The organism is Pseudoflavonifractor sp. 60 (genome assembly GCF_009911645.1).
In the GTDB taxonomy this organism is placed as follows: domain Bacteria; phylum Bacillota; class Clostridia; order Oscillospirales; family Oscillospiraceae; genus Lawsonibacter.
On the sequence record NZ_QWKI01000011.1, the window covers coordinates 19,266 to 32,663 of the forward strand.

Here is a 13,398-nt window from a genome sequence, read left to right on the forward strand (position 1 = left end):
TCCTTGACACATTTGTTGTCAGTATGTGCGGCGCGCAGGGAAAGTTGCCATGAAAAATTTGTTATGGACGCAGGTAAAAGGCGTGGGTGAACCAGTTGAACACCCACTCCCGCAAAATGGGAGAAATGTCCCACTCCTCCGCGAAGCCGGGCATCGAGGCGATCTCCTCCCGCCAGCCCGTCATCACAGGGGGCACGTTCTCATCGATGCCGCCCCTCCAGCGCCGGGCAGTCCGCTTCTGCCAGTCCTTCACCTCCGCCAGAGTCTCTGGGTCCCGCAGCTCCATCTCCTCCAGCTGGGGCAGGATGTGCTCCGCCAGCAGACGCCACCGCTGGAGCCGCCGCTCCTCCGCCGGACACAAGGGCCGCTCCATAGCGGGGAGGGCGTAGCGCTCCAGCTTGTCCCGCAGCACCTCCAGGGCTTGGTCCAGCTGTTTCTGGGGCCCCGTCTGATAGCGGATGGACGCCATCGGTCCAGGAGAGGCAAGCAGGCTGGGCGGCTCCGCCGGGTCGGGCTGCTGCTCCCGGGGCCAGGCTAGAACCCGCCAGGGGGTGTGGTAGCTCCCGGCCCACTCGTACCAGTCCGGGACATATCCGCCCCCAATCAGATACCAGTTGATGGACAGGTCCCCCTTGCCGTCCTCAAAATACCGGTTGATGGGCAGATAGCTGTACCACCGTCCCGGCCCCTCCCGGACAAAGCCGTAGGTCCTGCCGGACTCACTGGCAAAGTGAAACGCGGGAAAATTGGCCTCCATCATCTTCACCAGTTTCCCCTTCACTGGTACGCTGCGCACCGCCATAGAAGTGCCCCCTTTTGAGATTTTTACGGTTCCCGCCCTTCGGGCGGGGGTGCATTGGAAAAAGGGCCGGAGAAATTCCCCGGCCCCGCCTTTTTACTGTTCCTCTTTGCCCTTGGGTCTGTACTGCTCTTCCCCTGATTCAATCCAAAGAAGAAAGTCCGCTATTTCAGTATCGGTCCAACCCTTGTACCTGAGTCCCAGGATCAGTCTGGCATTCTCCTGCATATCCGTACGTTTCAGCGTCCTCATTGCTTGGGCACAGTTTTTGTAATCGTCGCCTTGGGGTCCTCGGTGTCGAAGACGGTCTTGGCGGCGGCGGCCAGACCGGCAATACCCTGGAGCTCGCTGGGGATGATGATCTTAGTGGCCTTGCCGTTGGCGGCAGCCTGGAATGCCTCCAGCGCCTTGATGGTGAGTACGCCCTGTCCGGGGGCGGCCTGGTTGATGAGGCGAATGGCATCGGCGGTGGCCTGCTGGACCTTCAAAATGGCCTCGGCCTCCGCTTCCGCCTCCAGGATTTTGGCCTGCTTGGCGCCCTCGGCCTGGAGGATGGCGGCCTGCTTGGCGGCGTCGGCCCGGAGGATGGCGGCCTGCTTCTCGCCCTCGGCTACCAGGATCTGGGACTGCTTCTGGCCCTCGGCCTGGAGGATGGCCTCACGGCGCTCCCGCTCGGCCCGCATCTGCTTCTCCATGGACTCCTGGATGTCCCGGGGGGGCATAATGTTTTTCAGCTCAACACGATTGACCTTAATGCCCCAGGGGTCGGTGGCCTCGTCCAGGAGGGCGCGCATTTTGGTGTTGATGTGGTCCCGGCTGGTGAGGGTCTGGTCCAGCTCCAGCTCGCCGATGATGTTGCGCAGAGTGGTGGCGGTGTAGTTCTCAATGGCGGACATGGGGTTTTCCACGCCGTAGGTGTACAGCTTGGGGTCGGTGATCTGGAAGTAGACCACGGTGTCGATCTGCATGGTCACGTTGTCCTTGGTAATCACCGGCTGGGGGGCGAAGTCCACCACCTGCTCCTTCAGGGAGACGTTTTTCACAACCCGGTCGATAAAGGGCACCTTGAACTTCAGGCCCTCGTCCCACACCGTCAGGAAGCGGCCCAGGCGGGTTATCACATAGGCCCGGGACTGGGGCACAATCCTGACGCAGGAGCCGAAGATAACCAGCAGTACAAACACAAATACCACAACTGGCACAACGATCTTCAAAATTTCCATGGAATGCTCTCCTTTCCACTGTTACACAGTCTCTACAAATACCTTCACACCCTCAATGCGCTTCACAATCACCTGACTTCCCTTGGGAATGACAACACCCAGCTGGCTGCGGGCGGTCCAGATTTGGCCCAGCACGCTGACTTGGCCGGCGGCGGCCTCGTTGTCGATGGTCTCGGTGACGGAGGCCACCTGGCCAATCACCCGGTCGGCGTTGGTGGGGGACCGCCGGGGGTGGGCGAACCGGGACGCCGCAGGCCGCACCAGCGCCAGAGTCAGCGCGGACACCGCCGCGAAGACGACCAGCTGGAGCCAGAAGGGACCGCCCAGAACGGCAGTCACAAATCCGCCCGCCGCCCCTGCGGCAAACCAGATACACACCAGCCCCACGGTAGCGGCCTCGCCCGCCACAAGGGCTATGAACGCGATAAGCCAAAATGCTGTCATACCAGCAGCGCCTCCTTTCAAGTTCCGTGGCTGTTCTCTCGCATCTCTATCATATCATACTGTCGGGAAAAATACCACTGAATTTAAAAATTTTATCTCCCCTCACGGCAGCGCCTCCAGAGTTGCGGACAGCCGGCGGCGGTAGGCGGCCACGGCCTCCTTGGGGCCCGCCAGAGTGATGCTGCCGTCCAGCCCCAGCAGCCAGCCGAAGAACTGGGGGCTGATGACCACCGGCAGGGTCACGGTGAAGTGCTCCTCCCCGTCGGGCACCATAATCACGTCCTGGCCGAACCGGTCCCACACCAGGCTGGCCTTGTCCCGCCGCCCCCGGAGGGTCACCTTCATCTCCTGGCCCCGGTACATGCCGAAGTGCTTCTGGCCGTACTCCGCCAGATGGAAGTCCGGATACTGGTCCCGCCCCTCCCGGTTCAGGCTGGTGACCACGATCTCGGCCATTTTGTCAACCCGGTAGTGGCGCATCTCCTGGTGGTTGTGGTCAAAGGCCACCATGTAGTAGTTCTCGCTGTTCCAAATCAGCCCGTAGGGGGAGACCACATACCGCTTCCCCTCCTGGCGGAACACCTTTTTCCGGCTGATATCATAGTCAAAATACTTGAAGGTAATGGCCTTCTGCCCGGCAATGGCGGCGTGGAGCTTATCCACGTTGTAGTAAATGCTCTCGTTCATCACCTTGATCCGCCCCGAGACGTACACCTGCCGCTGGAGCTGGCTGGCCTGGTGGACGCTGGCCAGATTTTCCAGCTTGCGGATGAGGACGTCGCTCTTCTTCTGGGTTATGAAGCGGGAGGACTGCACCGCGTCCATGAGCAGCTTCACCTCGGGCAGCTCAAATTCCCGCTCCCCCACAAACCAGCCGGGCGTTTTCCCCTTGCGGCACTGCACGTCCAGCCCGAACAGGCGCAGAGCCTCCAGGTCGTCGTAGATGCTTTTGCGCTCGGCCTTGATATCCTGCCGGGCCAGCCCCTCAATGAGCTGGGCCACCGTGAGGGGGTGGTCCTCGTCGGTCTGCCGCAACAGCATATGGTGGAGATGGAGCAGCTTGGTCTTTTGATTGGCGCTCTTGGCCATGAAATCCTCCTCCTTTCCGGGTTTCACACCTCAGAGTGGCAATTTTGTTGTCCCATAAAACGGACTACTGCCACCCCTCCCACACCTCGGGACAAAAGCCCACCGTGGCCTGCCTGCCGTTGCGGACCACCGGAGTCCGCAGCAGGGAGGGGTCCTCAAAGAGCTTCTCCAGCTTGGCCTGGTCCGAGGCCAGATAGGACACCAGTACCGCGTCCGGGTGCTTGGGCTCCACTATGGCCTCCAACCCCACCGCGTTCTTCACGCTGGTCAGCTCCCCCAGGCTCATGCCCTGCTTCTTCAGGTCCACCGCCTGGAACTTGATCCGTCGCTCCTTAAACCACCGCTCCGCCTTTTTGGTGTCAAAACACTTGCTCCTGCCGAAAATTTGAATATTCATAGTATGTTCTCCTGTCCGTTAAGATGATAGATGTTCTGGGGGCGGCGACCCCGCAGAAAGAGAATATGCAGAAATTCCTCCACACAGCCGCCGCTGAAAAAAATGCCGTCGTTGAACAGCACGTAGACGCTGTGGTCCGGGGCCGCGAAGACCAGGCCGTCCGGCTCCACCGTCCCGATGGGGAAGATCGCCTTCCCGATGACCGTCCGGGCCAGGTCCAAATCCAGCACAATCTCCACATCCCGCGCCGCGGTCAGAGCCTGGAAGGTGAAGGTGGCCCCTGTATAGCGCTCCGCCTCCAGAGCCAAATTTTGGAGGGCGGCCAGGGCGGCTTGACAGCTCTCCCGTATCCCGGCGGCTTTCGGCCAGCGCTCCGGGGGCAGGCCCTGGTCCCGCCAGGACTGCACCATCCCCTCATAGGTCCTGGGGGCGTACTCCAGAAACCCCAGTCCGCCCAGGGAGCGCAGCACCTGCCCGGCATAGTCGAAGCCGGGGAAGCCCAGCCGCTGGATCTCCTCCATCCAGGCGTCCGCCCGGGGGAAGACCCGCCCCGGAGTCCAGCCCCCCTTGTTCAGGACCCACAGCACGTAGGGGTCCAGACGGCCCAAATCCAGCACGGTCAGACCTCCCCCAGAACGGTGAATCTGGGCCCGGAATAGCCCTCCCGCTCCACCTGCTCGCTCCACATGGCGGCGGGACGTACCCACAGGCCGCCCTCCCCGTACAGCGCCCGGTAGACCACCATGGGCTCCAGGGTCTCCGAGTGGACGGCAACCCCATCACCTCGTATTCCTTCCCCTTAAAGTGGCGGTACCGGCCCGGCTTGATCTCCATAAGATCCCTCCTGTTTCGGATGTAAGAATAGTATAGTGCCTGAGTGCGGGAAAGGCAATCCTTCTTTTTGACAGAGGGAAATTTCTGTCCCGTTTTTCTGAATATCTCCGCCGTTGCAGGGAAGAGCCTTGAAAATGGCTCAAATTTGTGGTATAGTATGGGATTATAGGGGGTGTTGTTATGATAATCTATTCGGTATTGATGTTTGCAGCCGCTGTCCTGTTCGTTGTCCTTGCGGCTGTTATATACAAAGGAAATACCAGTTTAATCCACGCTTATCATCAGACACACGTGAGCGAGGCGGACAGGAGTGCCTACGGAAAATCCTTTTCGAAAGGATTATTTGTCCTCGCCGCCTCACTGATTTTAAGCGGTATCGTCGCTTTGTTGGGCGAAAGCCCCTCTGTTGCGACCGCTGCGGTCAGCGTTTTGTTTCTCGGAATGGCGATATCCTTTGCTGTGATTGCAAGAGTCCAAAAGAAATATAATGGCGGATTTTAGACTGTTGAGCCGCTGGCAATTCCGCCCGGTGTGGATTGCGGCCCATTTTACGCTTGCATATCTGGCGGTACCGTGGTATAATAGGTACGGCTAAGAAGCTAAGTGAACCGTACACGGCACTCACAAAAGGCTGACCCCCAGAGAGCGGCGACTCTCTGGGGGTCAAATTTTTGCTGGGCTTACTGTCCCTTGCGGCGCCGGTCAAGCCACTTGCAGACATAGTGGCTGGCTATACCTGCTGCGACCGACAGAAAATACAAGGCGGCAAACCCGTCAGTTCCAAATATTCCCGCTCCGGTCTAGTGTTGAAACGTCCAATTCCAGCCATACTAACCGTCATGAAGCAACGGAAGGATGGCGAAGCAAATGAAAGCGGTCATAATGGCGGGCGGTGAGGGGACCCGGCTGCGGCCTCTGTCTCTGGGCAGTCCCAAGCCCATGACCTCTCTGCTGGGCAGGCCGGTGATGGAGCACATTATCAATCTGCTGAGATCCCACGGCGTCACCGAGCTGTGCGTAACCCTGTGCTACAAGCCCCAGTCCATCATGGACTATTTCGGCAGCGGGGAACGGCTGGGGGTGCGGCTGACCTGGTTCACCGAGGAGGAACCTCTGGGGACGGCAGGCAGCGTAAAAAGCTGCATGAACCAGCTGGGGGACGAGGACTTTCTGGTCATCAGCGGGGACTGTGTCTGCGACCTGGACCTGACCGCCCTGATGCAGTTCCACCGGGAGCGGGGGGCCCAGGCCACGCTGGGGCTGTACCACCACCAGACGCCTCTGGAGTACGGCCTGGTGCTCACCGGGCAGGACGGCCGGGTGGAGCGCTTTGTGGAGAAGCCGGGGTGGGGCCAGGTGTTCACCGACCAGATCAACACCGGCATCTATATTCTCTCCCCCGCCGCCATGGACCGGGTCCCCCAGGGGACGGCCTGGGACTTCGGCAAGGACCTGTTCCCCGCCATGCTCCGGGAGGGCGCCCCCCTCTTCGGCCTGCCCCTGGAGGGCTACTGGCGGGACATGGGGGACTGCCAGGCCTATCTGGACTGCGCCTGTGACGCTCTGTCCGGCAAGGTAAAGCTGGACATGGGCCTGCCCAAGCGTGAGGGTGGGGTCTGGTCCGCCCAGCCCCTCCCCCAGGGACTGAACCTGGTGCCCCCCTGCTGGATCTCCGAAGGGGTGGAGTTGGGACAGGGCTGTCTCATCGGTCCCCACACGGTGCTGGACCGGGGGGCGCAGGTAGGGGACCGGGCCATGGTCCAGCGGTCCATCCTGCTGGAAAACGCCTCCGCCGGCGACCGCACAACCCTGTACGGCGCCATTCTGTGCAAAAATTCCTCCGCCCGGAAGGGGGCCGTCCTCAACGAGGGGGCGGTGCTGGGGGAAAACGCCCTGGCGGAGGAGGGGAGCACCCTGCTGGAGCGGGTGCGCCTCTGGCCCGGACAGACCGCCCCCGCCGGCTGCCGTCTGGCCCGGTCCATCACCAGCGGGAGCCAGAAGGGGGCCCTGCGCTTCGGGGACAGCGGAACCATCCGGGGCGTGCTGGGGGAGGACATGGGCCCCGAGGCGCTGCTGGCTCTGGGCAGTATTCTGGGCCAGGAGGGACCGGTGGGGCTGGGCTGCTCCTCCGTCCCCGGTGCCGGGATGCTGGCCCGGGCCGCCGCCGCCGGGATTGCCGCCGCGGGGGGCGACGTGCTGACCCACTCCCTGGACAGTCCGGTACAGGGGGCGGGGGCGGCGGCTCAGCTGGGCCTGCCCGTCTCCCTCTTTGTGGAGGAGTGCGGCAAAACCATCTACCTCCACCTCTTTGACAAGGACGGCCTGCCCCTGGGCCGAGCCCGGGAGCGGAAGCTGGAACAGGCCCTGCTCCAGGGGGAGCTGCGGCGGACCCGTGGAGACAAGGTGGGCCGGCTGCGCCGGATGGAGCTTACACCGGAGCAGTGGGCCAGGCACACCGCCCAGCTGGCCAGCCTCCACCGCCCCGCCCTGCGGAAAGTGACCGCCGCGGTGGGGACGGCGACCCCCGAGGACCGGGCCCTCCGGGCGGTGCTGTCCGCCATGGGCTGCAAGCTGGAGGAGGTCTGGCGGCCCGGCATTGTGGCCTTCCAGAGCCAGCGGGGAGGATTCTCCCTCACCGCCCAGGACGAGCGGGGGGCGGTGGTGGACGCCGGACAGCTGCTGGCCCTGGCGGTACTCATTGAGATGGAAAACGGCTGCGGCAAGGCGGCGGTCCCCGCCGGGGCCAGCGCGGCGGTGGAGCTGGTGGCCGCAGGCTACGGCGGCACCATACTCCGGCTGGACCGGGACGGGGACCAGGCCCGGACTCTCTACGCCGCTCAACCCTGGCTGCGTCAGGCCCCCGCCGCCGCCGCCCGCATCTGCGCCCGGATGGCCATTTCCGGACAGAAGCTGGAGACCCTGGTGTCCAAGACTCCCCGGTTCTCCTCCTGGCGCAGGGAGGTACCCCTCAGCTCCGACCGGGGCCGGGTCATGCAGGCCCTGGCCCGGGAGAGCGCCCGCCAGCCCCAGGGGGAGGGCCTGCGCCTGCGCACCGGCAGCGGCTGGGTCTACCTGACCCCCATCGCCCGGCGCTCCGCCCTTCGCATCACCGCCGAGGGCCCCGACCTGGAGCTGGCCGCCGAGCTGTGCGACTTCTACGCGGGCCGGACAGCGGAGCTTGACCAGGCCATTTCTGAACAATGTGCCCAAGAGGGAGACAATTAAGGGTGCTTTTGTTTTTCACAAAAGCATAGTATACTTTTGTGGAAATGTGTGGTAAACTAAGAGCAGCTATTCCAATTTTTCCAGTTCCCCGCTGAGAGGGAGCGTTTGGAGATTGGAGCCCATTGATTTAAACGCCGGATGGGGCTGGGGGACCTCTCCCGCCCCGGCGTCTAAATAGATTCCGCAGCGCCCAACCGTAGGACAGGCGGGGACGGGCTGCGGACCAAGGCAGAAATTGACGGGAAGACGAAGGGAGCGCGCACCCAAACCGGCGAGGCAGGGCCGGAGCGGGGCAGTCCTTCGTCTGGTTGCCGTGCTGTGTCCGCGGCCTGTTTTCTACGGCTTTTTCTGCGATACATCAGTCAATCCATCCACACCCCGGCCCCGATGAAGGGGCTGGAGGAAACAGCAAAGGAGTTAATATGGCAGAAAAACTGAAAATTATTTCCCTGGGCGGTCTTAACGAAATCGGCAAAAACCTCACCGTCTACGAGTACGGCGGCGACATCATTGTGGTGGACTGCGGCATGGGCTTTCCCGACGACGACATGTACGGCATCGACGTGGTCATCCCCGACGTAAGCTACCTGATTAAAAACCAGAACAAGATCCGGGGCATCTTCATAACCCATGGCCACGAGGACCACATCGGGGCCCTGCCCTACGTGCTGCGGTCCATCAACGCCCCCATCTACGCGACCCGTATGTCTGCGGGCCTTATCAAACTGAAGCTGGAGGAGCACCGGCTGCTGGACCGGACCAAGCTCATCACCTGCGAGGCGGGGCAGACCGTGAAGGCGGGCCGATTCAGCGTGGAGTTCATCCATGTGAACCACTCCATCGCCGACGCGGTGGCCTTCGCCATCAAGTGCCCGGTGGGGGTCTGCGTCCACACCGGCGACTTTAAAATTGACGCGACCCCCATTCAGGGGGGCATGATGGATTTGGCCCGCCTGGGCGAGCTGGGCAAGGAGGGGGTCCTGGCTCTGCTGGCCGACTCCACCAACGTGGAGCGCTCCGGCTACACCCGCTCCGAGCGCAGCGTGGGGGCCTCCTTCGACGCGCTGTTCCGGGGGTGTGAGGAGCGGATTATTGTTACCACCTTCGCCTCCAACGTGGACCGCATCCAGCAGGTCATCGACGTGGCCGCCCGCTATGGGCGGAAGGTGGCGGTCACCGGCCGGTCCATGGAGAACGTGATGAAGGTGTCCGCCGAGCTGGGCTATATGAACATTCCCAGCGGCATCCTTATGGACCTGAACCACATTAAATCCCTGCCCAAGAACCGGGTGTGCATCATCACCACCGGCAGCCAGGGGGAGACCATGTCCGCCCTCACCCGCATGGCCTTCAACACCCACCGCCAGGTGGACCTGCTCCCCGGGGACCGGGTCATCATCTCCGCCTCCGCCATCCCGGGCAACGAGAACGCCATCGGCAACGTGGTCAACGAGCTCTACCGCAAAGGGGTCGAGGTGATGAACGAGCGGGACCTGGCCCTCCACGTCTCGGGCCACGCCTGCCAGGAGGAGCTGAAAATCGTCCACGCCCTGGTCAAGCCCAAATTCTTCATCCCCCTCCACGGGGAGCAGCGGATGCTCCAGATCCACGCCAAGCTGGCCCGGCAGATGGGCATGGAGGCCAACCACATCCTCATCAGCGACATTGGCCGGGTCATGGAGTTCACCCACAACTCCGCCAAGCTGGCGGGGACGGTCACCGCCGGGCAGGTCTTTGTGGACGGCTACGGCGTGGGCGACGTGGGCAGCGTGGTCCTGCGGGACCGGCGGCATCTGGCGGAGGACGGCGTCATTGTGGTGGTGCTGTCCATGTCCGGGGAGGACGGCTCTCTGCTCTCCGGCCCGGACATTATAACCCGGGGCTTCGTCTATGTGAAGGAGTCGGAGGGCCTGCTGGAGGAGCTGCGCCAGGTGGCGGTGGAGGCCCTGCGCCACGTGGATACCCGCTATGCCACCGACTGGTCCGCCATCAAGGGGGCCATCAAGGGCGATTTGTCCGGCTACCTGTACAAGAAAACCAAGCGCTCCCCCATGATCCTGCCTGTTATCATGGAGGTATAATGAAAATTGCCGCCCGGTGGGCGGCAATTTTTTATTCCTTTTCAATCTCCATCATCAAATTGACCCGGCGCTGGTGGCGGCCCCCCTCAAACTCGGTGCTCAGGAACACATCCACAATGCGCTCCGCCGTCATGGCGCCCACAATGGCCGCCCCCATGGCCAGCATATTGGCGTCGTTGTGGCGGCGGGTCATCTCGGCGGACAGCACGTCGCCGCACAGGGCGCAGCGGATGCCCTTCACCTTGTTGGCCGAGATGGAGATGCCGATGCCGGTGGTGCAGATGACAATCCCTTTCTCACAGCGACCGTCCGCCACCGCCTGGGCCGCCGCCTTGCCGAAAGCGGGGTAGTCGCAGCTCTCCGTGCTCTCGGTGCCGAAATCCTCACAGGTGATCCCCTTGGCGGCCAGATAGGCTTTGATGTGCTCCTTCAGCTGGTAGCCGCCGTGGTCAGACGCGATTGCGATCATAAAACGCTCCTCCGTTCTGCGCGGAAGGCCCGCGCTCTTTTCTGTTTTATTGTATCGCCTTTTTGGAGAATATGCAAGGGGGAGATATGCAGATTAGTTTAATTCGTAAAGTATCTTTTGTGGGTTGGGACGACCCTAGCCTGCCGCTTAATGGCCCTGCGCCAGCAGGGCCAGGCCCCTTTGAAAAGGGGCGGAGGCGAAGCCTGTGGGGATTGATTTGCTGGCACTGCTTCGACTTGAAATCTGGGATAGAAGATAGTGCTTCCAGGGACAATCCCCCGCCCTCGCTTCGCTCAGGGGCCCCCTTTGCCAAAGGGGGCAAGCGGCTTCGCCGCTGGTGCGCTCCTGCGGCATCACAAGGTGGAACTACCCCGGCCCGTTCTACAATTTTTCTCTGCTTTACGAATTGAAGGAGCAGCTCAGAGAAAGTGTAAATATTTTGTGAACTCTCTTGCTTTTTCTCCCTCTGTGCGCTATCATAAGTTTTAGCACTCAAGTTATTTGAGTGCTAATCAATCTGTTATGAAAGAAATTTAATATACACGGAGGAATCAAAATTATGGCAAAGAAGCAATTCAAAGCGGAATCCAAGCGGCTGCTGGACCTGATGGTCAACTCCATTTACACCCACAAGGAAATTTTTCTGCGGGAGCTCATCTCCAACGCCAGCGACGCGGAGGACAAGCTGGCCTACCAGTCCCTCACCGACGACAGCGTAACGGTGAAGCGCGGCGACCTGAAAATCACCATCATCCCCAACAAGGAGGACCGCCTGCTCACCATATCCGACAACGGCGTGGGCATGAGCAAGGAGGACCTGGAGTCCAACCTGGGCACCATCGCCCGCAGCGGCTCGGGCCAGTTCAAGGCCGGTCTGGCGGAGGACGACAAGGCGGCCGGTGAGATTGATGTCATCGGCCAGTTCGGCGTGGGCTTCTACTCCGCCTTTATGGTGGCCGACCATGTGACGGTCATCTCCCGGGCCTGGGGCAGCGACCAGGCCTGGATGTGGCAGTCCGACGGGGCCGACGGCTACACGATCACTCAGTGCGAGAAAGAGGCCCCTGGCACCGACGTTATTATGCACATCAAGGCCAACGCCGACGATGAGAACTACGACCAGTATTTAGAGACCCATAAACTCCAGGAGTTAATCAAAAAATACTCCGATTACATCCGCTACCCCATCACCATGGAGATGGAGGACTACCGGATGAAGGAGAAGCCGGAGGACGCCCCTGAGGACTACAAGCCCGAGTGGGAGACCATCACCGAGTGGAAGACCCTCAACTCCATGGTCCCCCTGTGGCAGCGGCCCAAGTCCCAGGTGAAGCCGGAGGAGTACAACGCTTTCTACAAGGAGAAGTTCAACGACTGGCAGGACCCCCTGGCCGTCATCCACACCAGCGCCGAGGGGGCGGTGACCTACAAGGCCATGCTCTACATCCCAGAGAAGACTCCTTATGACTTCTACACCCGGGAGTACCAGAAGGGCCTCCAGCTCTACTCCTCCGGGGTCCTGATTATGGACAAGTGCGCCGACCTGCTCCCCGACCACTTCCGGTTTGTAAAGGGCGTGGTGGACTCCGCCGATTTCTCCCTGAACATCAGCCGTGAGATCCTCCAGCACACCCGCCAGCTGAAGGTCATCGCCTCCGCCCTGGAGAAGAAGATCAAGAACGAGCTGCTCACCATGCAGAAGGAGGACCGGGAGAAGTACGAGAAATTCTGGACAGCCTTCGGCTCTCAGCTGAAGTACGGCGTGGTGTCGGAGTACGGCCAGCACAAGGAGATGCTCCAGGACCTGCTGCTGTTCTGGTCCTCCAAGGAGGGGAAGAACACCACCCTGGCCGCCTACAAGGACCGGATGCCCGAGGATCAGCCCTACTACTACTACGCCTGCGGGGAAAGCGTGGAAAAAATCGCCAAGCTGCCCCAGGTGGAGCGCATTCTGGATAAGGGCTACGAGATTCTGTACTGCACCGAGGACGTGGACGACTTTGTGATGAAGGGTCTGGGCCAGATTGACGGCAAACAGTTCAAGTCAGTCACCGAGGAGGACGCCCTGCCCCAGAGCGAGGAGGAGAAGAAGCAGGCAGAGGAGAAGGCCGAGGCCGGCAAGCCGGTGCTGGAGGCGGTGAAGGAGGCTCTGAGCGGTCAGGTGAAGGAGGTGCGCATCTCTTCCATCCTGAAATCCGGCGCCTGCTGCCTGTCCGCCGACGGCCCCGTCTCCATCGAGATGGAGAAGTATATGAGCAAGGTGGAGGGCGGCCAGCAGATGAAGGCCGACCGGGTCCTGGAGCTCAATGCCGACTCCGCCCCCTTCGCCGCCCTGAAAAAGGCGGTGGAGGCGGAGGACAAGGACACCGTGTCCAAGTACTCCAAGCTGCTCTATGCCCAGGCCCTCCTGCTGGCCGGCTTGCCCCTGGAGGACCCCTCCGAGTACGCCCAGCTGGTCTGCTCCCTGATGGTCTAACTTACTTTTTTCTTTGAAAAGAAAAAAGTAAGCAAAAAAGAAACTTTTACCTCGCTCTGACAGCACTCAATCAGCCGAACCCTGCCGCCCGGTAACGAGAGCCTGGACTCGGAAAAACTTTGAAGAGGGCGCTCCCTTTTCTTTGTAAAGCAAAAAAGAAACTTTTACCTCGCTCTGACAGCACTCAATCAGCCGAACCCTGCCGCCCGGTAACGAGAGCCTGGGCTTGGAAAAACTTTGAAGAGGGCGCTCCCTTTTCTTTGTAAAGCAAAAAAGAAACTTTTCCTCGCTCTGACAGCACTCAATCAGCCGAACCCTGCCGCCCGGTAACGAGAGCTTGGACACGGAAAAGCTTTGAGAA

Annotated in this window: 12 protein-coding genes and 1 pseudogene; 4 read left to right on the forward strand and 9 right to left on the reverse strand. The window is 61.3% G+C overall.

What is annotated here, in order from left to right; genetic code table 11:
- Positions 1–61: 61 nt before the first annotated feature.
- The 7 genes and pseudogenes from D1646_RS01575 to D1646_RS01605 all read right to left on the reverse strand — a co-directional run bounded on the left by D1646_RS01575 (position 62) and on the right by D1646_RS01605 (position 4,786).
- Positions 62–802, reverse strand: a complete 741-nt coding sequence (locus tag D1646_RS01575; protein ID WP_160634741.1) for a hypothetical protein — start codon at positions 800–802, stop codon at positions 62–64.
- A gap of 245 nt (positions 803–1,047) precedes the next feature.
- On the reverse strand, positions 1,048–2,022 hold the full coding sequence (locus tag D1646_RS01580) for an SPFH domain-containing protein (protein ID WP_160634742.1): 975 nt from the start codon (positions 2,020–2,022) through the stop codon (positions 1,048–1,050).
- A 21-nt stretch (positions 2,023–2,043) separates the two neighbouring features.
- Positions 2,044–2,466: an NfeD family protein gene (locus D1646_RS01585; RefSeq protein WP_160634743.1), complete on the reverse strand. Its 423-nt coding sequence runs from the start codon at positions 2,464–2,466 to the stop codon at positions 2,044–2,046.
- A 102-nt stretch (positions 2,467–2,568) separates the two neighbouring features.
- Complete coding sequence (locus tag D1646_RS01590; protein WP_160634744.1) at positions 2,569–3,555, reverse strand: WYL domain-containing protein; 987 nt, start codon at positions 3,553–3,555, stop codon at positions 2,569–2,571.
- 64 nt (positions 3,556–3,619) lie between these two features.
- Positions 3,620–3,952 carry an ArsC/Spx/MgsR family protein gene (locus tag D1646_RS01595; protein ID WP_160634745.1) on the reverse strand — a complete coding sequence of 111 codons (333 nt, stop codon included), beginning with the start codon at positions 3,950–3,952 and terminating at the stop codon, positions 3,620–3,622.
- Positions 3,949–4,569, reverse strand: a complete 621-nt coding sequence (locus D1646_RS01600) for an SUKH-3 domain-containing protein (RefSeq protein ID WP_160634746.1) — start codon at positions 4,567–4,569, stop codon at positions 3,949–3,951. The genes D1646_RS01595 and D1646_RS01600 overlap by 4 nt, the downstream gene beginning before the upstream one ends.
- Positions 4,570–4,571: 2 nt before the next feature.
- Positions 4,572–4,786: pseudogene (locus D1646_RS01605) on the reverse strand (DUF1653 domain-containing protein).
- 180 nt (positions 4,787–4,966) lie between these two features.
- Between D1646_RS01605 and D1646_RS01610 the strand changes: the two are divergent.
- The 3 genes from D1646_RS01610 to D1646_RS01620 all read left to right on the forward strand — a co-directional run bounded on the left by D1646_RS01610 (position 4,967) and on the right by D1646_RS01620 (position 10,092).
- Positions 4,967–5,287 carry a hypothetical protein gene (locus D1646_RS01610; RefSeq protein WP_160634747.1) on the forward strand — a complete coding sequence of 107 codons (321 nt, stop codon included), beginning with the start codon at positions 4,967–4,969 and terminating at the stop codon, positions 5,285–5,287.
- 366 nt (positions 5,288–5,653) lie between these two features.
- On the forward strand, positions 5,654–8,011 hold the full coding sequence (locus tag D1646_RS23600; protein ID WP_160634748.1) for a sugar phosphate nucleotidyltransferase: 2,358 nt from the start codon (positions 5,654–5,656) through the stop codon (positions 8,009–8,011).
- Between the two features lie 422 nt (positions 8,012–8,433).
- Entirely contained in the window at positions 8,434–10,092 is a 1,659-nt protein-coding gene (locus tag D1646_RS01620) for a ribonuclease J (protein ID WP_160634749.1), read from the forward strand.
- Positions 10,093–10,123: 31 nt separating this feature from the next.
- On the opposite strand, the gene rpiB is transcribed toward D1646_RS01620, so the two are convergent.
- On the reverse strand, positions 10,124–10,561 hold the full coding sequence (gene rpiB / locus D1646_RS01625; RefSeq protein ID WP_160634750.1) for a ribose 5-phosphate isomerase B: 438 nt from the start codon (positions 10,559–10,561) through the stop codon (positions 10,124–10,126).
- Between the two features lie 559 nt (positions 10,562–11,120).
- Between rpiB and htpG the strand changes: the two genes are divergently transcribed.
- On the forward strand, positions 11,121–13,037 hold the full coding sequence (htpG, locus tag D1646_RS01630; protein WP_160634751.1) for a molecular chaperone HtpG: 1,917 nt from the start codon (positions 11,121–11,123) through the stop codon (positions 13,035–13,037).
- 66 nt (positions 13,038–13,103) lie between these two features.
- Here htpG and D1646_RS22830 read toward each other — a convergent pair.
- A partial coding sequence (locus D1646_RS22830) for a hypothetical protein (RefSeq protein ID WP_207709434.1) occupies positions 13,104–13,398 on the reverse strand: 295 nt, incomplete at its 5' end.